This is a genomic window from Acuticoccus kandeliae (genome assembly GCF_003073115.1).
Genome location: NZ_QBBV01000001.1, coordinates 749,446 through 770,521, shown reverse-complemented (window position 1 = coordinate 770,521; position 21,076 = coordinate 749,446). Strand labels below are relative to the sequence as shown.

At 70.2% G+C, this 21,076-nt stretch carries 18 protein-coding genes; 13 read left to right on the top strand and 5 right to left on the bottom strand.

Annotated features, from left to right (window positions below; translation table 11 throughout):
* Nucleotides 1–17: 17 nt before the first annotated feature.
* The 3 genes from DBV35_RS03510 to DBV35_RS03500 are packed head-to-tail and all read left to right on the top strand — an operon-like array spanning nt 18 to nt 4,922.
* Entirely contained in the window at nt 18–1,151 is a 1,134-nt protein-coding gene (locus DBV35_RS03510; protein WP_157961558.1) for an ATP-binding cassette domain-containing protein, read from the top strand.
* A gap of 40 nt (nt 1,152–1,191) precedes the next feature.
* Complete coding sequence (locus DBV35_RS03505; protein ID WP_108658849.1) at nt 1,192–3,246, top strand: hydantoinase/oxoprolinase family protein; 2,055 nt, start codon at nt 1,192–1,194, stop codon at nt 3,244–3,246.
* Nucleotides 3,243–4,922, top strand: a complete 1,680-nt coding sequence (locus DBV35_RS03500; RefSeq protein WP_108658848.1) for a hydantoinase B/oxoprolinase family protein — start codon at nt 3,243–3,245, stop codon at nt 4,920–4,922. The genes DBV35_RS03505 and DBV35_RS03500 overlap by 4 nt, the downstream gene beginning before the upstream one ends.
* 69 nt (nt 4,923–4,991) lie before the next feature.
* Here DBV35_RS03500 and DBV35_RS03495 read toward each other — a convergent pair whose 3' ends face one another.
* Nucleotides 4,992–6,176: a M24 family metallopeptidase gene (locus DBV35_RS03495; RefSeq protein WP_108658847.1), complete on the bottom strand. Its 1,185-nt coding sequence runs from the start codon at nt 6,174–6,176 to the stop codon at nt 4,992–4,994.
* Nucleotides 6,177–6,382: 206 nt separating this feature from the next.
* Here DBV35_RS03495 and atzD (DBV35_RS03490) point away from each other — a divergent pair, with 206 nt between their 5' ends.
* The 10 genes from atzD (DBV35_RS03490) (at nt 6,383) to DBV35_RS03445 (ending at nt 17,118) form a co-directional block, all read left to right on the top strand.
* On the top strand, nt 6,383–7,480 hold the full coding sequence (atzD, locus tag DBV35_RS03490) for a cyanuric acid amidohydrolase (protein ID WP_205648455.1): 1,098 nt from the start codon (nt 6,383–6,385) through the stop codon (nt 7,478–7,480).
* A gap of 1 nt (nt 7,481) precedes the next feature.
* The gene (locus DBV35_RS03485) at nt 7,482–8,696 is read left to right on the top strand and encodes an FAD-dependent oxidoreductase (RefSeq protein WP_108658845.1); all 1,215 of its coding nucleotides are present in this window, start codon (nt 7,482–7,484) and stop codon (nt 8,694–8,696) included.
* Nucleotides 8,697–8,728: 32 nt separating this feature from the next.
* Complete coding sequence (locus DBV35_RS03480) at nt 8,729–9,703, top strand: ABC transporter substrate-binding protein (RefSeq protein ID WP_108658844.1); 975 nt, start codon at nt 8,729–8,731, stop codon at nt 9,701–9,703.
* The gene (locus tag DBV35_RS03475; protein WP_108658843.1) at nt 9,703–10,554 is read left to right on the top strand and encodes an ABC transporter ATP-binding protein; all 852 of its coding nucleotides are present in this window, start codon (nt 9,703–9,705) and stop codon (nt 10,552–10,554) included. The genes DBV35_RS03480 and DBV35_RS03475 overlap by 1 nt, the downstream gene beginning before the upstream one ends.
* Nucleotides 10,551–11,327, top strand: a complete 777-nt coding sequence (locus tag DBV35_RS03470) for an ABC transporter permease (RefSeq protein WP_108658842.1) — start codon at nt 10,551–10,553, stop codon at nt 11,325–11,327. The genes DBV35_RS03475 and DBV35_RS03470 overlap by 4 nt, the downstream gene beginning before the upstream one ends.
* A 28-nt stretch (nt 11,328–11,355) precedes the next feature.
* Nucleotides 11,356–12,423, top strand: a complete 1,068-nt coding sequence (atzD, locus tag DBV35_RS03465) for a cyanuric acid amidohydrolase (protein ID WP_108658841.1) — start codon at nt 11,356–11,358, stop codon at nt 12,421–12,423.
* 75 nt (nt 12,424–12,498) lie between these two features.
* Complete coding sequence (locus tag DBV35_RS03460; protein WP_108658840.1) at nt 12,499–13,536, top strand: BMP family protein; 1,038 nt, start codon at nt 12,499–12,501, stop codon at nt 13,534–13,536.
* A gap of 38 nt (nt 13,537–13,574) precedes the next feature.
* Nucleotides 13,575–15,098, top strand: coding sequence for an ABC transporter ATP-binding protein (locus tag DBV35_RS03455; RefSeq protein ID WP_108658839.1), 1,524 nt, complete (start codon nt 13,575–13,577; stop codon nt 15,096–15,098).
* Entirely contained in the window at nt 15,095–16,171 is a 1,077-nt protein-coding gene (locus DBV35_RS03450; protein WP_157961557.1) for an ABC transporter permease, read from the top strand. Before DBV35_RS03455 ends, DBV35_RS03450 begins: the two co-directional genes overlap by 4 nt.
* Nucleotides 16,172–16,173: 2 nt before the next feature.
* Nucleotides 16,174–17,118: an ABC transporter permease gene (locus DBV35_RS03445; RefSeq protein ID WP_108658837.1), complete on the top strand. Its 945-nt coding sequence runs from the start codon at nt 16,174–16,176 to the stop codon at nt 17,116–17,118.
* Between the two features lie 7 nt (nt 17,119–17,125).
* Here DBV35_RS03445 and DBV35_RS03440 read toward each other — a convergent pair whose 3' ends face one another.
* Genes DBV35_RS03440 through DBV35_RS03425 form a run of 4 tightly spaced genes read right to left on the bottom strand, consistent with a single transcriptional unit; the run spans nt 17,126 to nt 21,075 of the window.
* Nucleotides 17,126–18,553, bottom strand: coding sequence for an AtzE family amidohydrolase (locus tag DBV35_RS03440; RefSeq protein ID WP_108658836.1), 1,428 nt, complete (start codon nt 18,551–18,553; stop codon nt 17,126–17,128).
* Nucleotide 18,554: 1 nt separating this feature from the next.
* A complete protein-coding gene (locus tag DBV35_RS03435; RefSeq protein WP_108658835.1) occupies nt 18,555–18,758 on the bottom strand; it encodes a DUF4089 domain-containing protein in 204 nt (67 codons plus the stop codon).
* Nucleotides 18,755–20,341 carry a regulator gene (locus DBV35_RS03430; RefSeq protein WP_108658834.1) on the bottom strand — a complete coding sequence of 529 codons (1,587 nt, stop codon included), beginning with the start codon at nt 20,339–20,341 and terminating at the stop codon, nt 18,755–18,757. The genes DBV35_RS03435 and DBV35_RS03430 overlap by 4 nt, the downstream gene beginning before the upstream one ends.
* Before the next feature lie 53 nt (nt 20,342–20,394).
* Complete coding sequence (locus tag DBV35_RS03425) at nt 20,395–21,075, bottom strand: cysteine hydrolase family protein (protein WP_108660530.1); 681 nt, start codon at nt 21,073–21,075, stop codon at nt 20,395–20,397.
* Nucleotide 21,076 lies beyond the last annotated feature (1 nt).

The following is a 21,076-nucleotide window of genomic DNA, read 5'->3' as shown; positions in this document are numbered from 1 at the left end:
ACCGAGAGGAGAGGCTCGTGAACGCCCCCGCAACCCCGCATCGGCAGCGTGTCGAGAAGAACCTGCGAGAGGGATCGCCGCCGGCGGTGTCGGTGAAGTCCGTCTCGCGGCGCTACGACACGAGCCTCGCGCTCGACGACGTCTCCGTCGATATCGCGCAGGGCGAGTTCTTCTCGATGCTCGGCCCGTCGGGCTGCGGGAAGACGACGCTCCTGCGCATCATCGGCGGCTTCGATCACCCGACGAGCGGCGACATCGAGATCATGGGCCGCAGCGCCCTCGCCGATCCGCCCTATGTCCGGCGCACCAACATGGTGTTCCAGCACATGGCGCTGTTCCCGCACCTGACGGTGGCGGGCAACATCGCCTTCGGGCTCGAGATGTCGAAGCAGCCGGCGAATGTCATCAAGCGGCGCGTCGCCGAGATGCTGGAGCTCGTCCGCCTGCCGGACATCGCGAACCGCAAGGTCGACGCCCTCTCCGGCGGCCAGAAGCAGCGCGTCGCGATCGCCCGCGCGCTCGTCAACGAGCCGGACGTCCTCCTCCTCGACGAGCCGCTGTCGGCGCTCGACCTCCAGCTTCGCCTCAGGATGCAGGAGGAGCTGAAGCGGATCCACCGCGAGATCCGCAAGACCTTCATCTTCGTCACCCACGACCAGGGCGAGGCGATCACGCTGTCGGACCGCATCGCGGTGATGTCGAGCGGCAAGATCGTCCAGCTCGGCTCACCCGACGAGATCTACGAGAAGCCGCGCACGCGCTTCGTCGCCGAGTTCATCGGCCACTCGAACTTCGTGGAAGGGACCATCTCGGCGCTGCGCGAGGGGGATTTGTGCACGGTCGCCCTGCCCGGCGGCATCGAGATCGAGGGCCGCCTCGTCGCCCCGGTCGCGGTTGGCCACAAGGCGGTGGTCGTGCTGCGCTACGAGAAGGTCGAGGTGCAGGCGAAATCCGAAGGGGCGGCGGGCCTTCCCGCCACCCTCGTCGAGCAATCCTTCATGGGACCGATGATCCGCTCCGAGGCGAAGCTCGCGAACGGCATGGTCGTGGTCTCCGACATGGCGAACGCAGGCTCGGCGCCGCGCATCGCGCCGGGGTCGGAGGTCGTCCTGCGCTGGCATCCAAGCGGCGCGATCGTGCTGCCGGCCTGACGCCGGCGGCCCAACAAAACGTTCAGAGGAACACAGAGCCATGTATCGGTTCGGTATCGATGTCGGCGGGACCTTCACGGACGTCGTTCTCGTCGACGAGGTCTCGGGCGCGCTGACCGTCGCCAAGGTGCTCAACACCGGCGGAGACCGCGCGAGCGCGATGGTGCGCGGCGTGACGCGCGTGATGGAGGAGGCCGGCATCGGCTCCGACGCCGTCCGCTTCATCGCCCACGGCACGACCATCACCACCAACGCGGTCATCGAGCGCAAGGGCGTCGCGACCGCGCTCGTCACCAACAAGGGCTTCCGCGACGTGCTGGAGCTCGGCAAGTTCGCGCGCCCGGCCGAGATGATCTACCGCGTGCAGCTCGACCGGCCGCAGCCGCTCGTCCCGCGCCATCTGCGCTTCGAGGTCGACTGCCGCATCGGCTCCAAGGGGCAAGTGCTGAAGGCGCCGGATCCCGCCGAGATCGAAGCGCTCGCCGAGGCGATCCGCGCCTCAGGCGTGCGCGCCGTCGCGATCGCCTTCCTCTTCGCCTTCCTCAATCCCGACCATGAGAGCGAGGTCGCGACCGCGCTCCGCGCCGCCCTCCCCGGCGTCGCGATCCTCACCTCGCACGAGGTCCGGCCGGAATTCCGCGAGTTCCCGCGCACCAGCACCACCGTCTTCGCCGCCTATATCGAGCCGGTGATCCGCGACTATCTGGAAGCGCTGATCGGCAAATTGTCCGACGCGAAGGTCGACGCCCCGCTCTTCGTCTTCCAGTCGAGCGGCGGCGTCGCGCGGCCCGAGATCGTCCTCAAGAACCCGACGACGACGCTGCTCTCGGGTCCGGCGGGCGCGGTCGTCGGCTCCACGATCCTGTGCGGGCAGGCGGGCCTGTCCAACATGATCACGATCGACATGGGCGGAACGAGCCTCGACGTCTGCCTGATCCGCGGCGGCATCGCCGAGGCGACCAACACGCGCGAGATCGACGGCTTCCCGGTCAACACGCCGATGCTCGACGTGCACACGATCGGCGCGGGCGGCGGCTCCATCGTCGCGATCGACGAGGTCGGCCGCGTGACGGTCGGCCCGGAGAGCGCCGGCGCGCAGCCGGGCCCGGCCTGCTATGGCCGCGGCGGCACCGAGCCGACCATCACCGACGTGAACCTCATCCTCGGCTATCTCGACCCGGCGAAGTTCGCCGGCGGCGAGGTGCCGCTCGATATCGGCCTCGCCGAGACCGCGCTCCAGACGATCGCCGACCCGCTCGGCACCGACCTCCTGCAGACGGCGGCCGGCGTCCACGGCATCGCGACGAGCCAGATGGCCGAGGCGATCCGCTTCGTCTCCGTCCAGCGCGGCCTCGACCCGCGCGACTTCGCGATGATCGCCTTCGGCGGCGGCGGGCCGATCCACGCCCACGCCATCGCCCGCGAGCTCGGCATGGCGACCGTCGTCGTGCCGCGCCATCCGGGCCTCTTCTCCGCGCGCGGCATCGGCATGGCCGACTTCACCCACGACTATGCGGCGAGCCTGATGCAGCCGCTCGACTCGCTCGACCCGAAGGTCGTGGAGGCGGAGTTCACGCGCCTCGAGGCGGAGGCGGCGGCCGACCTCACGGCCGACAACATCCCGCGCGAGGCCTGGACGATCGAGCGCCGCCTCGACATCCGCTATCGCGGCCAGAACACGGAGATCGCGGTGCCGCTGGAGGGAAGCCTCGCCGCCGCCCGCGCCGCCTTCGACGCCAAACACGAGGAGCTCTACACCTACAGCGTCCCGTCCGAGCCGGTGGAGGTCGTCAATCTGCGCCTGCGCGCGGTCGGTCGCGTCGACAAGCCGAACCTTCCCGTGCTCGCCATGAGCGGCGGCTCGCCGAAGCCGGAGGAGACGCGGATGGTGTGGTTCCCCGGCGCGAGCGAGCGCATCGCGACGGCGATCTATCCGCGCGAGGCGCTGCGGCCCGGCCATCGCCTCACCGGCCCCGCCCTCGTCTATGAGCTCTCCTCCACCACCGTCGTCCCGCCGGGTGCGGAGATCGCCGTCGACCGGCATGACAATCTCATCATGAACCTTGAAGCCCAGAGCGCGGAGAACGCGGCATGAGCGTCGATCCCTTCACCCTGACGGTGCTTCAGAACGCGCTCATCGGCGTCGCGCATGAGATGAAGCTCATGACGATGCGCACCGCCTATACCGAGCTCTGGAAGGAGCAGGGCGACATGTCCTGCTGCGTGATGGACGGGGCGGGCGAGATCGTGGCGCAGGACCCGTCCGGCTTCCCGGTCCACGTCACGACGATGCCCTACCAGCTCCAGTCGCTGATCGAGGGGATCGGGCGGGAGAACATCAAGCCGGGCGACGTCCTCATGACGAACGACCCGTTCCTCGGCGGCACGCACCTGCCGGACGTCCTCATCGTGCGCCCCATCTTCCACGAAGGCGAGATCGTCGCCTTCCTGTGCAATCGCGGCCACTGGGCCGATATCGGCGGCATGGGTCCCGGCTCCTACTCGCCGGCGACGACCGAGCTGATCCAGGAGGGGCTCGTCATCCCGCCCCTCAAGCTCTTCAACGAGAACAAGCTCGACGAAGGGCTCGTCCGCTTCATCATGCGGAACCTGCGCAATCCGAGCGTCGGCCTCGGCGACATGCGCGCCCAATATGCCTCCTGCTTCACCGGGGAGCGGCGCTTCAAGGCGCTGATCGAGCGGCACGGGATCGAGACCATCAAGGAGGGGATGGCCGAGATCATCCACCGGTCCGAGGCGCTGACCCGCGCCCGCATCGCCACCTTCAAGGACGGCGTCTACCACGCCCGCGACCGCGTCGACGGGGACGGCTTCTCGAGCGACCCGCAATGGATCGACGCCGTCGTCACGGTGAAGGGCGATCAGGTGAGCGTCGACCTCACCGGCTCCTCCAAGCAGTCGCGCGGCGGCATGAACTGCTCGCGCGCGTCCGCCATCGCCGGCGTGCAGTATGCCCTGAAGATCATCTCCGATCCGGAGAACCCGCCGAACGCCGGCTCCTACCGGCCGATCGAGGTGATCACCAAGCCCGGCACGATGTGCGACGCGGTGCAGCCCGGCTCGATCGTCGGCTATGGCGAGATCGTCTATCGCGTGATGGACGCGACGCTCCAGGCGATCGCCCCCGCCGCGCCCGACCGCGTGATCGCGTGCGGCTCGGGCTCCACCGGGACGGTGGTGATCGGCGGGCGCGACACCCGCGCCGAGGCCAAGAAGCCACAATTCCTGACGCTGGAGCTCTCCTCGGGCGCCTATGGCGCGCGGGCGACGAAGGACGGGATCAACGGCATCCGCACCGGCGCCGGCAACGCGGGCAACGTCCCGATCGAGGCCGACGAGATGGAGAACCCCATCCTCTTCGAGCGCTACGAGATCGTGCCCGACACGGGCGGCGCGGGGACCTTCCGCGGCGGCAACGGCTTCTGCCGCGTGTTCCGCGTCCTCGCCGACCAGGCCTCGATCTGCATCTGCGCCGACCGGCACGAGACGCGCCCGCCCGGCTTCTTCGGCGGCGCGGCCGGCACCACCTCCCGCTACGTGCTCGACCCCGGCACCGAGAAGGAGCGCGTCCTGCCGAGCAAGACGAGCTACGTTCCGCTGGAAGAAGGCACGAAGGTGTGGCTCCAGTCGGCCGGCGGCGGCGGCTATGGCGCCCCTGAAGAGCGCAGCGCCGCCCTCGTGGAGCGCGACGTGCGGGACGGCTACATCACCGCCGAATACGCCGCCCGCACCTACGGCTACACGGGCTGAGATCGAAGGGGAGAGGCGAGCCTCTCCCCGCCCTCGCCGGAGGGATGTCGCGCGCCTTGCGCAGGCGCGTCAGGCCGCGACCCCCGGCGCCTTCGCGAAGAGCTTGCGCGGATAGTCGGCGAAGCAGTCCGCCCCGGTCTCCGTCACCGCGAACGTCTCGGACACGACGAGCCCGCCATCGTCCGCCCAGAGCGCCGGGATGCAGTGGAAGGTCATGCCGGGCTCCAGCACCGTCCGGTCGCCGCGCCGCAGGCTCGCGGTGAGCTCGCCCCAGGTCGGCGGGTAGCCGATGCCGACCGGGTAGCCGATGCGGCTGTCCTTCTCGACGCCATGGCGCGAGATGACGTTGGTCCAGGCGAGCGCCAAGTCCTCGCACGTCGCGCCGGGGCGCACGGTGTCGAGCACCGCTTCCAGCCCCTCAACGATCACCTTCGTCACCCGGTCCTGCTCGGCCGACGGCTTGCCGACGAGGATGCAGCGCGACAGCGGCGAGTGATAGCGATGCCGCACGCCGCCGAGCTCGATATAGAAGAGGTCGCCCTCGGCGAGCGGCTCGTCCGACCAGGAAAGGTGCGGCGCGGAGGCGATCTCGCCGACCATCGCGTTCGGCGGTTTGCACGGGAAGGTGCCGCCGAAATCGGCGGTGCCCGCGGTCGTGACCTTGTAGACCTCGGCCATCACATCGCACTGGCGCACGCCCGGCGCGGCGGCGTCGAACGCGGCCTTGTGCGCGGCGGCGGCGATCGCCCCGGCCTCGCGCATGAATTGCAGCTCGCGCGCCGACTTCACCATGCGGCAGCGGTTGACGAGGAGGAAGGCGTCGACGAAGCGCGCCGCCGACAGCCCGTCCGTCAGCACCTGATGCCAGCGCGCGGTGTAATAATAGTCGTCCATCTCGACACCGATGGTGCCCTTCGCGAGCCCGCGGCGCGTCAGCTCCTCGACGACGAAGGACATCGGGTGAAGGTCGGCGTTGCCGACATAGTGGTCCGGATAGGGGACGACATTCTCCGGCGCGAGGAAGGCGGTGAACTTCGCCCCGACCGCGTCCATCTTGCGCCCGACCCAGATCGGCTCCTCCGCGTCGAGGGCGACGATCACCATCTGCGGGGTGTAGAAGGACCACCCGTCATAGCCTGTCAGCCAGAACTGGTTGGCCGGGCTCGCGACGAGCAGGACGTCGATCCCCTTGGCCTCCATGGCCGCCTTGGCGCGGGCAACACGGGCGAGATATTCGGCACGCTCGAACAGCATCTTTGGTCTCCGGTCATCAAATGGCGGCGCCGCGAGCGACGGCCCCGTCCGGGGATCGCACAGACGGCCGGGGAACGCCAACACCCGACGCGGTTTCGCGCCCCGGATGGCACACGACTTGCTCTTTCCTTAGGCAAATTCTGTCCCGCCGCGAGCCGGGGGGACGCCGTCCGCGCCCCTGGCGCCTGTGCTCGGAGTGGTCGTTCTTGCGTGCCGACGTGTCCAACCTCTCGATGGACAATCCGGGAGATGTCTCCGCCCTCGCGGCGCTGATCGACGAGGGCGCGCTCGATCCGCGCGACATCGTCGCCATCATCGGCAAGACCGAGGGCAATGGCGGCGTGAACGATTTCACCCGCGGCTTCTTCACCGACCGGCTGATGCGCCTCCTCTCCCGGCACCTCGGGGAGAGCGAGGAGAGCCTTACCGCCCGCATCCCGTGCGTCCTCTCGGGCGGCACCGAGGGCGTCCTCAGCCCGCATTATCTCGTCCTCAGCCGCCGCGCGGACGCGGCGGCGCCCGGCGGCGCGCCCGCGCTCGCCATCGGCACCGCCTTCTCGCCGATGGTGGCGCCGGCCGATATCGGCCGCCGCGCCCACGTCCTCGCCATCGCCGACGCCGTGCGCGCGGCGATCACCGATGCCGGCATCACCGACGATGCGGACGTCCATTTCGTCCAGGTGAAGACCCCGTTCCTGACCGTGCCGCGCCTTGCCGCGCTCGCCGAGGCCGGCATCGTCCCGTCCTCGCCGACGCCCCAATCCTCGATGGCGCTCGCACGGGCGGCCGGTGCCTTCGGCGTCGCCATCGCGCTCGGCGAGCTCGACCGGGACGCGCCGGTCGAGACGATGATGCTGAAGGATTTCTCCGTCCACTGCGACCGGGCGAGCATCTCCTCCGGCGTCGAGGTGGTGGCCAACGAGGTCGTAGTTCTCGGCAATTCGCCGGGCTGGACGGGGCCGCTGCGCATCACCCACCGGCCGATGGCGGACGCGCTCGACGCGCGCGCAATCACCCGTGCCCTCGCCGATCTCGACCTCGGCGACGACGCGACCCGCGCGCAGCGCCTCTGCGGCGTCCTCGTGAAGGCCGAGCCCGACCGCCGCGGCACCATCCGCGGCCATCGCCACACGATGCTCGGCGACACCGACATCGACGCCCAGCGCCATATCCGCGGCGCGCTCGGCGGGCTCGTCGCCGGCCTCGTCGGCGACACGCGGATCTTCGTCTCCGGCGGGGCGGAGCATCAGGGACCGGACGGGGGCGGCCTCCTCGCCATCATCGCCGAGACGGGGAGCGACTGAGGTGCGGATCGTCATCATCGGGGCCGGGGTCGCCGGCGCCATCATCAGCCGCCACCTCTCTTCGCTGCCCGGCCTCGACGTCCATTGCCTGGAGCGGGTCTCCGCCGACGACCGCACCCACGCCGGCACCGGCCTCAATATCGGCCCGAACGGGCGGCAGGCGCTCACCGCCTTCGATCCGCCGCTCGCGGCCGCGATCACCGCCGCCGCCTTCCCCTGGCGCTCCTGGCGCGTCTCGCTGACCGACGGGCGCGAGCTCTTCGACCTGCCGCTGCGCACCGTCTCGCGCAGCGAGGGGTGGCGGCTGCGCTGGTCCGAGCTCTACCGGATCCTGCGCGAGGAGGCGCCCGCGATCCGCTATGATTGCGAGATCCGGTCCGTCGCGCGCATGGACGACGGGAGCGGGCGCACGCGCGTCGCCTGGCGCGATCCCGCCGGCACCCACACGCTCGACGATATCGACCTTCTGATCGCGACCGACGGGCGCTTCTCGGCGGTGCGCGAGGCGCTCTCCGGCCCGCCGGCGGTCACCCAGCTCGGCGTCGCGATCTTCCGCACCCTCGTCGCGAACACCAGCGGCGGGCTCGTGGACGACTACGAGCAGTGGTTCAACGGGCCGAACCGCCTCCTCGCCTTCCGCGTGCCGCCCGATCACATCTACATCGCCGGCACCTTCCCGATCGATCCCGGCGCCGAGATCCCCGAAGCGATGAAGACGCGGGAGGCGCTGCGCGCGGCCTACAGCCCGAAGAACACGCCGCCCGGCGCGCAGGGACAATGGCTGATCGACACCGTGTGCGATCCCGCCTCCGCGCTCCACTGGGCGCGCATCCAGGAGACGGACCCCGCCATCGCCGAGCCCGACGCGAACGTCCTCTATCTCGGCGACAGCTCGCACGCGATGGTGCCGACGCTCGGCCAGGGCGCGACCCAGGCGATCGAGGGCGCCTGCCTCGCCCTCACCATCATGGATCGACGTCTCGCCGCCGGCGACCGCGACGTCCGCGGCTGGCTCGCCGAGATCGCGCAGAAGCGCGAGGGGCGGATCCACTTCGTCGCCGACTTCTCCCGCGCGGCGAGCGACACGCTCCTGCCGGGCTCGGACGCTGTCGCGGACACCCTGTCCAAGACGACGCCCGCATTCCTCGCCCGCCTCACCGAACTCTATGACGGCGTCGACCCCGCGCTCGTCCCCGACACCGAAACGCACGCCTAGACGCACCGATCACCCTGCAACGAGGTCCAACGATGCTCACTTCGTCCCGTCGCACGATTGCCGCCCTCTCGCTCGCCGCCGCGCTCGGCGCCCTCTCCCCCGCCGCGATGGCGGCCGACGCCATCAAGATCGGCGTGTTCCAGTCGAGCTCGGCGCTCCCCTATTTCATCGCCGAGAAGCGCGGCTATTTCGCCGAGGCAGGCCTCGAGGTCGAGCCCGTCATCATCGCGACCCACCCGCTGACGGTGCAGGCCTTCGTCACCGGCGACATCGACGCCGCCTCCAATCTCGTCACACTTGAGGGGGCAAACATCGAGGCGCGGCGGCCCGGCACGCTGAAATTCATCGCCATCAACGGCCAGAACGCGGAATACATCACCGAGCAGTTCGTGGTGACGGCGGACTATCCGGCGACGACGCTCGCCGACCTCAAGGGCGCGCGCCTCTTCTCCGCGCCCGGCCCGGCCAATCTCGGCGCGGCGAAGGCGGTCCTCGCTGCCGTCGGCCTCAAGGAAGGCACGGACTACACCATCGCCGAGCAGGGCATGGGCGACCACATGGGCGCGATCCAGGGTGGCAATTTCGACGGCGGCTACACGCTGGAACCACTCGCGAGCAACATGATCGCGCAGGGCTTCGGCAAGCGCCTCGAGGCGGGCGTCATCTCCACCTACCTTCTCGGCGACCCGAAGGCGGAGGCCTACGCCGCCGGCGCCGCCGTCTCCGCGAAGCTCCTCGAGGAGCGCCCCGAGGTCGCCAAGCGCTTCGCCGAGGCCTGGGCGAAGGCCGTGAAGGAGGCAAATGACGATGCGAGCGCGCGCGAATATCTCTCCGAGCTGCGCGTCCCGCCGGCGCTGATCGAGACCGTCCCTCTCGCCCATTTCGTGATGTCGGGCGATCTCACCGACGAAGAGATCGAGGACTTCCAGAAGTTCATCGATATCGGCGTCGACCTCGGCGTCGTGAAGAGCGAGGTCAAGGCGACCGACCTTCTCGAGCGCTTCTGATGAGCGGGGAGGCGCCCGCCCGGCCGGCGCCGACCACGCCCGCGGGGGCGGGCGGCGCGACGCCGCTCGACCCCGACCGCTATCGGTGGTTCCCGCGCGGCACCCACATCACAGTGCGGGGCCTCACGAAGCGGTTCGACGAGACGCTCCTCTACGACCGCTTCGACCTCGACATCCCCTTCGGCAAGGTCCTCTCCGTGTTCGGGCCGAACGGGTGCGGGAAGTCGACACTCATCAACATGATCTCGGGGATCCTGCCCCATGACGAGGGCGAGATCCTGTTCGACGGCAAGCCGGCGCGCGACACGCGCATCGGCTACGTCTTCCAGAATTATCGCGAGGCCGTGTTCCCCTGGCTGCGCGCGATCGACAACATCCGCTACCCGCTGAAATTCCTGAAGCTGTCGCGGGCGGAGCGGAACGCGCGGGTGGAAAAGCTCCTCGCGAGCTTCGACGTGCGGATCGATCTCGCGCGCTACCCTTACGAACTGTCCGGCGGCCAGCAGCAGCTCGTCTCCATCATGCGCGCGCTGGTGGTCGACCCCGAAGTCCTCCTCCTCGACGAGCCTTTCTCGGCGCTCGACTATGAGATGACCCAGTTCCTGCGCAGCCGCCTCCAGCGCGTGCTGACGGAGATGAACGTGACGACGATCCTCGTCTCCCACGATCTCGACGAGGCGATCGAGCTTGCCGACGAGGTGCTCCTCCTCACCAAGAAGCCGACGCGGGTGGCGGGGCGCATCCCCTTCACCGCCCCGCGCCCGCGCAACGAGCGCACGACGATGACGCCGGAATTCATCGAGGTGAAGACGACGAGCCTCGAGATCTTCCAGCGGGAGGCGCGCAAGTGAAGGTGCCGAAGCCGCTCGCCGCCATCGGCCGCACGATCCAGCCGCTCATCGGCGCGGCGGTGCTGATCGCCATCTGGTGGGTGGCGAGCGCGCTCACCCTCATCGACCCTGTGCTCCTCCCTTCGCCCGGCGATTCCTGGGCCGCGTTCGTCAACGGCCTCACCGAAGGCTCGCTCTGGGCCGACTTCTGGAAGACCATCGTGCGCACGACGACCTCCTTCGCGGTCGCCCTCGTCATCGCGGTGCCGCTCGGTGTGATCCTCGGCTCCTCTCGCGCGCTCTACCGCTCGATCGAGTTCACCATCGACTTCTTCCGCTCCACCCCCGCCTCCGCCCTCTTCCCCCTCTTCCTCGTCCTCTTCGGGGTGGGCGAGGAGGCGAAGATCGCGGTCGCCGCCTTCGGCGCGGCCCTCATCATCCTCTTCAACGTCGCCTACGGGGTGATGAACGCGCGCAAGCAGCGCCAGCTCGCCGCCAAGGTGATCGGCGCCTCGCCGATCCAGGTCCTGGTGGACGTCACGATCTGGGAATCGCTGCCGCAGACCTTCGTCGGGATGCGCTCGGGCATCTCGATCGCGCTCGTCATCGTCATCGTGGCGGAGATGTTCATCGGGTCGAGCGACGGGCTCGGGCGGCGGATCATCAACGCGCAGATGATCTTCGACATGCCGGAGATGTACGCCTCGATCTTCGCGGCCGGTGCGCTCGGCTACGCGATGAACCTCATCTTCGTCGGAATCGAACGCCGCTTCGTCCACTGGGGCGGCAAATAACAGGCCGGGAACGGCCGGGAGAGCGACCATGAATGTCGATGTCCACAAGATCGCGATGGCGAGCCCCGACGACGTGTCGGGCCTTGCCGCGCTCATCGAGGCGGGCACGCTCGACCCGCGGACCATCGTCGCGGTGATCGGCAAGACCGAGGGGAATGGCGGGGCGAACGACTTCACCCGCGCCCTCGCCACCGTCTCCTTCACGCACCTCCTCGCCCCCTGGCTCGGCGTGTCACCGGCCGAGGTCGCGGCTCGGATCGCCTTCGTCTGGTCCGGCGGGACGGAGGGCGTCCTCTCCCCGCACGCAACGATCTTCACCCGCACCGAGGGCATGACGGCCGACGGCCCCGCCCGCCTCGTCCTCGGCATCGGCTTCACGCGCGACATCCTCCCCGAGGAGGTCGGCACGCTCGCCCATGTCGACGAGGTCGCCGGGGCGGTGCGCACCGCACTCGCCGACGCCGGGATCACCGACCCGGCCGACGTCCACTATGTGCAGGTGAAGGGCCCGCTCCTGTCCCCCGCCAAGATCATGGACGCTGACGCCCGCGGCGCGACCCTCGTGACGCGCGATCCGAACGGGTCGAAGCCGTTCGCGCGCGGGGCGATGGCGCTCGGCGTCGCGACCGCGCTCGGCGAGGTGGACCGCGGGACGCTCACCGCCGGGGCGATCGCGCACGACATGGCGCTCTATTCCACCGTCGCCTCCACCTCGGCGGGCGGCGAATTGACGAAATGCGAGATCCTCCTCTTCGGCAACGCGCCGGGCTCCGCGAGCCGCTACCGGATCGGGCACGCGGTGCTGAAGGATGCGATCGATGCGGCGGGCGTCGCCGAAGCGATCTCGAACGCCGCCGACGGGGGCGAGGCGACCCCCGCCGCGATCTTCGCCAAGGCCGAGGCCGCGCCGAAGATCCGCGGCCGCCGCACGACGATGCTCTCGGACGCCGACATCAACTACGAGCGCCACGCCCGCGCCGCCGTCGGCGCGGTGATCGGCTCGGTCACGGGCGACACGGCGATCTTCCTCTCCGGCGGCACCGAGCATCAATGCTTGCCGGGCGAGGCTCCCATTGCCGTGATCGTCTCGATTTAGCGTTTCCCTGGCACATCAATTGCTTGCGCTGTGAAGTATTCAGGCCGCCCACGGCCAACAGACGAGGAGTTCTCCGTGGCCCATCCTCATCAACCCTCACACCGCTATCGCCGGATCGCCGGCCTTGCGCTCACCGCCGCGGTGACGCTTGCGCTCGCCCCGGCCGCCAACGCGGCGGACGAGAAGGCGGCGATGCTCCTTCCCGGCAGCTACAACGACCAGAGCTGGAACGCGCTCGGCTATTCGGGCCTCCAGAAGATCGGCGAGCTCGGGTTCGAGATCGCGGTGTCGGAGAACGTGCCGGACGCCGACGACGTCGCCTCCATGCAGGACTATGCCGACCAGGGCTACAATGTCGTCCTCGGCCACTCGGGCCGCTTCCTCTCGGCCGCCCAGCGCGTCGGCCCGCAATTCCCGGACGTGCAGTTCATCGTGGGCGGCGGCGCCGGCGGCCTCTCGCCCAACGTCATGTCCATCGACTATGACAACGCGCAGTTCGGCTGCCAGCTCGGCACGCTCGCGGCGATGATGTCGAAGTCGGGCAAGATCGGCGGCGTCTACGGCCTCGAGGGCCTGCCGAACATCGTCGCCCAGGCCGGCGGCTTCCGCCTCTGCGCGAAGAAGGCCGTGCCCGACATCACCGTCACCATCGTCTACATGAAGAACATGGAAGATGCGGCGGCGGCGAAGGAAGCGGCACTTTCGCTGATCGCCGATGGTGCGGACGTCCTCACCGGCAAGCTCAACGCCGCCCAGAACGGCGTCATCGAGGCGGCCAAGGAGAAGGGCGTGTTCGTGACCGGCCGCTCGCTGTCGAGCGTCGCCAACGCGCCGGACGCGGTGCTGACCAACATCATCGAGAAGTGGGACGAGATGTACGGCGCGGCCGCCAAGAACACGCTGGAAGGCACGCTCTCCGGCGAGTTCGTGAAGTACGGCTACAACACCGCCGACGCCACCACCGGCGCCGCCCTCGTCTATGCCGACGGCGCGCCCTTCAGCCCGGCGGTCCCGGCCGAGGTCGCGGACGCGGTGATGGCGCTCTCGAAGTCGTTCGCGGACGGCTCGCTCACGATCACCCCGACCCCCGAGGACGCGCGCGGCGGCCGTTGAGCCGCCGCCCGGCACCGACACGCCCACCGGCGAGCCCCATGTCGACACCTCTTCGACTGCTCGAGATGCGCGGCATCGTCAAACGGTACGGTCCCGTCCTCGCCAATGACGGGATCGACCTCGACGTCGAGAGCGGCCGCATCGTCGGCCTTCTCGGCGAGAACGGGTCCGGCAAGAGCACCCTCATGAAGGTGCTCTTCGGGATGGTGGCGCCCGATGCGGGCGGCATCGTCTTCAAGGGTCGTGAGCTCTCCCGGCACGACCCGAAGACCGCCGCCGCGCTCGGCATCGGCATGATCCACCAGCATTTCATGCTCGTCGACCAGATGAGCGTCACCGAGAATGTGATGCTCGGCTGGGACGGGGCGGGGGCGTGGCTGCGCACGGCGGAGGTCGCCTCGCGCATCGCCGAGACCAGCGCCCGCCTCGGCCTCGAACTCGACCCCGACCGCGAGGTCGGCACCCTCTCCCTCGGCGCGCGGCAGCGGGTCGAGATCCTCAAGGCGATCATTCGCGGCGCGGATCTTCTCGTGCTCGACGAGCCGACATCCAATTTGAGCCCGCCCGAGGTCGACGGCCTCCTCGACCTCATGCGGCGCCTGCGCGCCGAGGGGCGCGGCATCGTCTTCATCTCGCACAAGCTGCGCGAGGTCATGGCCGTCTGCGACGAGGTCGTCGTCCTGCGCAATGGCCGCGTCTCCGGCCGCCGCCCGATCGCCGAGGCGAGCGAGGCTGACCTTGCCGCGATGATGGTCGAGCGCGACCTCTCCGCCCCGATCGCGGCCGGCGGAGCGCACGCGATGGGTGCGCCGCGCCTCACCCTCGACGGCGTCGCCCTCCCCGGCATCGCCGGATCGCGCATCAGCCTCTCCGTGCGCGCGGGCGAGATCCTCTGCCTCACCGGCGTCGATGGGAACGGGCAGACCGAGCTGATCGAGACGATCGCCGGCATGGCGAAGGCCGGGGGCGGCGCCGTCGCGATCGACGGGACCGACGTCACGGCCGAGGGCGTCGAGGCGCGCGTCGCGGCGGGCCTTGCGACGATCCCGGCCGACCGCGCGACCACCAGCCTCGTCCAGTCGATGACGATCGGCACCAACCTCGTGCTGCGCGATCTCAGCCATCCGCCCCTCTCCCGCCGCGGCTTCCTCGCGCGCGGGCGCATCGCGGCGCGCGCCCGCGAGCTCGTCGGCCGCTTCGCCATCAAGGCGGCGGCGGTGGAGGATCGCGTGGAGCAGCTCTCGGGCGGCAACCAGCAGAAGATCGTCGTCGCGCGCGAGATGGCCCGCAATCCGGGCGTCCTCATCGCCTGCCAGGCGACATGGGGGCTCGACCCCGGCGCGACGCGCTTCGTCCACGAGCAGGTGCTCGCGCTGCGCGAGAAGGGGGCGGCGATCCTCTACATCTCCTCAGAGCTCGACGAGGCGATGGTGCTCGGCGACCGCATCGGCGTTCTCTTCCGTGGCCGCCTGATGGGGATCGTCGACCGCGCCGAAATCGACATCGCCCGCATCGGCGCGATGATGGCCGGGGTCGGCGCCCCGATGACCGAGGCGGCATGAGCGACGACACGACGAGCCTCGACGACCCGTTCCGCGTGCGGGCCGCCCGCCTCGCGACCGCCGCGACGCCCTTCCTCGCCGTGGCGCTCGCGATCCTCCTCGCGGCGGCGGTGTCGGCGCTCCTGATCCTGCTCGCCGGTGCGAACCCGGTGACGGCCTTTGGCGCGATCTGGCAGGGCGCGTTCGGCACGCCCCGCCGCATCGCGAGCGGTTTCGCCAAGGCGACGCCCTACCTCCTGTGCGGCGTCGGCATCGCGCTCTGCTTCCGCGCGCGCATCATCAATATCGGCGGCGAGGGGCAGATCGCGCTCGGCGGGCTCGGCGCCACCTGGCTCGCGCTCGCCGTGCCGCTCGCGACGCCCTGGCTCGCGATCCCGTTCGCGCTCGTCGCGGGCGCGGCGTTCGGGCTCCTGTGGGCGAGCCTTGCGGCCGTCCTCCACGTCACGCGCCGCGTCCACGAGGTGCTCGTCACCCTCCTCCTCAATTTCGTCGCGATACTCCTCGTCTCCCAGGCGCTCCACGGGGCGATCGGCGAGGTGGGGGCCGGCTTCCCGCAATCGGCGCTGCTGCCGCAAGCCTTCTGGCTGCCGAAGATCCTGCCGAACACCGACCTCCATATAGGCATCCTGATCGCCGTGGTGCTCGCGATCGCCGCGCACGTCCTCCTCTGGCGCACGAGCTTCGGCTTCTCGATCCGCCTCCTCGGGGCGAGCCGGCGGGCGACCAACTATGCCGGCTACTCGCCAGACCGGATCACCTATCTCGTGATGGCGATCGCGGGTGCGCTCGCGGGGCTCGCCGGGGCGATCCAGGTGCTCGGCATCCACCTGCGCCTCATCGAGGGCTACTCGGACGGGCTCGGCTTCGTCTCCGTCGCGATCGCGCTCCTCGGCGGCATCAACCCGCTCGGCCTCATCCCGGCCTCCCTCTTCTTCGGCTTCCTGGAGGTCGGCGCGCTCTCGATGCAGCGGCAGATGGGCGTGCCCTCCTCGCTCGTCAGCGTGATGGAGGGGATCACGATGCTCTTCATCCTCGCGGCCATGGCCCACAGCGGCCGGAAGGGACAGGTGTAGCGATGGACGCGGCGATGATCCTCGACCTCCTTGGGTCCGCGATCCGCATCGCGACGCCGCTGATGTTCGCCGGTCTCGGCGGCATCATCTCCGAGCGCGCGGGGGTCTTCGCGGTCGGCCTCGAGGGGATGCTCCTGTGCGGTGCGTTCGGGGCGGTCGCCGTGAGCGCCATCCTGCCGGACACGATGCTGGGGCCGGTCGCGGCCGTCCTCGCCTCGGCGATCGCGGGCGCGCTGCTCGCCTACATCATCGCGATCGTCACCGTGCGCTTCGGCGCCGACAACATGGTGACGGGCCTCTCGGCGAACCTCCTCGCCGTCGGCCTCACCAGCTTCCTCTTTCGCGCCCTCTTCGGGCGCGGCGGCGCGCCGGTCGTTTATGTCGACCTCCTGCGCCCCATCCCGATCCCCATCCTCTCCGACATTCCGGGGCTCGGGCCCCTCCTCTTCACGCAGCCGCCGCTCACCTATCTCTGCCTCTTCGTCGCGATCCCGCTCACCATCGTCCTGATGCGCACCCAGCTCGGCCTCAGGCTGCGCGCGGTGGGCGACAACCCGATGGCCGCCTACGCGGCAGGGTTCGACCCGGTCGCGACCCGCATCGGCGCCGTCGTGGTGTGCGGGCTCATCGCGGGGATCGGCGGCGCGGTGCTCACCCTCCAGCAGGTCGGCACCTTCAACGACGACATGGTCTCCGGGCGCGGCTATCTCGCGCTCGCCGCCATCATCGTCGGCCGCTGGAAGCCGTTCCCGATGCTCGCCGCCTGCCTGATGTTCGGCCTCGCCGAGGCGCTGCAGCTCCGCATCCAGATCTACGGCGTCCCGGTCTCGTCCTACATCATCCAGATGACGCCCTACCTCCTCGCCCTCCTCGTGCTCGTCACGATGGGGCGGTCCTCGCGGATGCCGGGCGCGATCGGGACGATCTTCACCCGTGAGGCGAAGTAGGCGGGGCTCAGGCCCCCGCGGCCGCCTCGGCGACGAGGCGCAGCGGCGGGTGGGCCGCCGCGATCCCCGCCGCTTCCAGGAGCGCCGCCGCCCGCAGCGCCGTCACCTCATCCCACGGACGGGCGATGAGCTGGACGCCGAGCGGCGCCTCGCCGGCCACGAAGACCGGCGCCGTCACCACCGGCAGCCCGATGCAGGAGAAAGGCTGCGCGAGGAGGCCGAGATTGGGCCGCAGCGGCACCTCCTGCCCACCGATCTCCAGCGTGCGCTGGCCGATGAGCGGCGCGCTCACCGGCGTCGCGGGCGCGAGGAGCACGTCCGCGCCGCTTTCCTCGAAGGCGGCGAGCACGCGCTCCAGCCACCATTGGCGCACACGATGGGCGCGGGTGAGCCACGCGGCCGGCAGCATCGCACCGGCGAGGAAGCGGTCGCGCGTGTCCTTGTCGAACCGGTCCGCGTCGGTGCGCAGGCGCGGCAGGTGGAAGGCCGCGCTCTCCGCGTTGGTGATGATGTAGGCCGCCGCCCGCCCCGCCGGCGCGTCGCCGAGCGCGACCTCGCATCGGTCCGCGAAGAGCGCCGCCGCCCGGTCGCGCCGCTCCAGTGCGAGCGACCCGGCATTCGCCTCGAACCAGTCGGTGAGGACCCCGACCCGCAGCTGGCCCGGACGGCGCAGCGCGGCCGAGCTCGTCTCGATCGGCCGGCCCGCGAAGGCGTGGTCGCGGCTCGTGACGGTCTGCAGGCAGTCATAGGCGAGCGCCAGATCCTCGACCGTGCGCGCGAAGGGGCCGAGATGGTCGAGGCTGTCGACGAACGGATAGGTGCCGCCGCGCGAAAGGCGGCCATAGGTCGGCTTTAGGCTGTAGACCCCGCACAGCGAGGCCGGCACGCGCAGCGAGCCGTTGGTGTCGGACCCGAGCGAAATCGGCGCGAGGCCCGCCGCCGTCGCCGCACCCGAGCCGGACGAGGAGCCGCCCGTCATGCGGGACGGGTCGTGCGGGTTGCGGCAGGCGCCGTAGTGCGCGTTCTCGCCGGTGAAGTCGTAGGCGAACTCGCCCATGTGGAGCGCGCCGACGCAGACCGCCCCCGCCCGCTCCATCGCGGTCACGAGATCGGCGTCCGCCTCCGCCGCCGGGTCGTCCGCGGTCAGGGTCGCGCCGGCGAGCGTGACGATCCCCTTGAGGTCGAAGAGGTTCTTCACCGCGAAGGGGACGCCCGCGAGCGGGCCGAGGGCCTTGCCCGCCGCCCGCGCCTCGTCGATCGCCCGCGCCTTCGCGAGCGCGCGGCGGGCCGTGACCGCCGAGAAGGCGTTGATCGTCGCGTTCTCCCGCTCAATGCGCGCGAGCGCCGCCTCGGCGACGGCGGCGGCGGTGACGCGCCCCTCGCGCACGGCGGCGGCGATGGAGGCGGCGGAAGCGAAGGGGGAGAGAGGATCCAATTCAGCCTCGGTCGGGAAGGGTGAAGACGGGAGCCAGCGCCAGCTCGCGCGCGTCGAGCGGCACGGCCTCCAGGATGTCGGCCATGCTCTCGGCAATTCTGAGGAAGGCGATCACACCCTCCTCATGCGCCGGGGCGATGGACAGATCGAGGAGCCGCGAAACGGCGGCCATGTAGGCCGCCGCATCGAAGTCGGGCGCGCTCACTCGGCCGCGGCCGGGGCGAAGGCCGGCTCGGACCCGCGCGAGGTCTCGAGCTTGGCGAGCGCGACGAGGAAGACCGCGAGCATCCCGTACGATGCCGCGATCATCGGCGACACGGCGACGCCGACCGAGGCGCCGTGCATGAATCCGAAGAAGGTGAGGACCGCGCCCGCGCCCGCGAACGCCGCCGCATATTCGAGCCGCTTCTCGATGATGAAGACACCGATCGCGGCGAGCACCAGGCCGGTCAGGATCGCGCCGTTGCCGAGCACGGCGAGCCCATTATAGAGGACGCCGCCCTGCGCCATCGCGGCGACGAGCTCGGGCGTCATCTGCACGTTCGCGGCCCCGAGCGCACCGTCGATCAGCGTCTTCGCCCAGGCCGCAAGGTGCGGGACGAGGCCGAGCACGATCGCCGGGGCGTGGGTGAGCGGCGTCGTCTGGAACGCCTGGGCCCCGATCAGCATGCCGATATAGAGGAGGATCGGCGCGATCGCGACGACGGGCACGAGGTTGAGGAACACGGCGAGGATGCCGAACCAGGTGATGAGGAGCACGAACACCCCCGTCGCCGCCGAATAGCCGATCCGCCCGCCCATCGATTTCCAGCCGGGATGGCCGATATAGACGGCGTTCGCGAAGGGCGAGCCGAAGAGCGTGCCGATCAGCGAGATGGAGCCTTCGGCCGCCAGCGCCTCGGTCGTGGAGTAGCTGTCGCCCGCCGCCTCCGCGCTCTCCACATTGTCCATCGCCTCGACGAGGTCGTAGACGCCGAAGGGGATGGCGGTGACGAGGATGAAGCCCAGGAACTCGAACCCGCTGAAGACGTGGCCGATCGCCGGGATCGGGATCGAGAAGCCGAAATGGGCGAAGCTCGAGGCGAGCGCGCCGGCGCTCATGCCGCCGACCTCGGGGAAGCCGAGCGCGGTCGCGACCCAGGCGATCACCATGCCGACGACGATCGCGACGAGGCCCGCCGGGAGCCCGCGCGGATAGCGCACGCCGCCGAACCACGACACCAGGATGATGCCGAGGCAGAGGAGGCCGATGATCGAGGTCATGAAGATCTCGGTCGCGGGCCGCATCGAGATGAACGCGATGGAGACGCCGGCGAGCGTGCCGAGAAGGGCCGCGCGCGGGGTGATGCGGCGGATCATCGGCGCGACGAAGCCGCCGCCGATCAGGATGAAGCCCTGGATGAACACCCAGGCGAGACCCGCCTCCCACGCCTTCACCGGATCCCCCGTCTGGCCAAGGATCGGCATCATGATGACGAAGACCACGATGAACATGTGCGGCACGGACGGGCCGGAGGGCAGCGCGCAGACATCGTGCCGGCCCTCGCGCTTGGAGAGCTTCAGTGCCATCCACGCATAGTAGATGTTGCCGGCGAAGAGCATGAGGCCGACGGCCGGCAGGATGCGCCCGAAGGTCAGCTCATCGGGCAGGCCCACGACGAACTTCAGGAGCCCCGTCATGACGAGGAGGTTCACGAGCACGTTCGTGCCGAGGCCGAACAGGGCGTTCCAGTCTCCCGACGTCCAGAGGCGGACGCCGTCGGCGGGGCGGGTGGACGATGCCATCATCACTCTCCTTCTCTTGGATGGTCAGGGCTGTTGAAGGGAAAGGCGGGGCGGGCTCAGGCCACGGCCTTGGACAAGGCGGCAGCGAAGGCGTTCGCGTCGGAGACCCAGCCGAAGATCCCGCCCTGCGCCTTGATCATCTCGAGGCCGACCCGGTGGAAGTGCGGGAAATAGCTCGCGCACGCGTCGCCGAGGACGACGCAGCGATAGCCGCGATCGTTGCCCTCGCGCACCGTGGTGTGGACGCAGACCTCGGTGGTGACGCCGCACACGATGAGCGTGTCGATCCCGCGATTGGCGAGGATCTGTGCGAGGTCGGTCTGGTGGAAGGCGCCCTTGCCGGGCTTGTCGAGGACGATCTCGCCCGGCGCCGGGGCGAGCGCGTCGATGATGTCGTGGCCGGGCTCGCCGCGCACGAGGATGCGGCCCATCGGGCCGAGATCGCCGATGCGCTTGCTCGGCGCGCCGCGCGCCACCTTCGCCGGCGGGGCGTCGGAGAGGTCTGGCCGGTGGCCCTCGCGCGTGTGGATGACGAGCATCCCGGTGCGCCGCGCCGCCGCGAGCGCGATCGAGCAGGGCTCGACGGCCGCCTGAAGGAGGCTCACGTCGTTGCCGAGCGTCTCGCCGAAGCCGCCGGGCTCCAGGAAGTCGCGCTGCATGTCGATGACGATGAGGGCCGTGGCGGCGGGGTCGAATGTGATGGGGTGCGGCTCAGCCGCCAGCGTCTGCTGATGCATC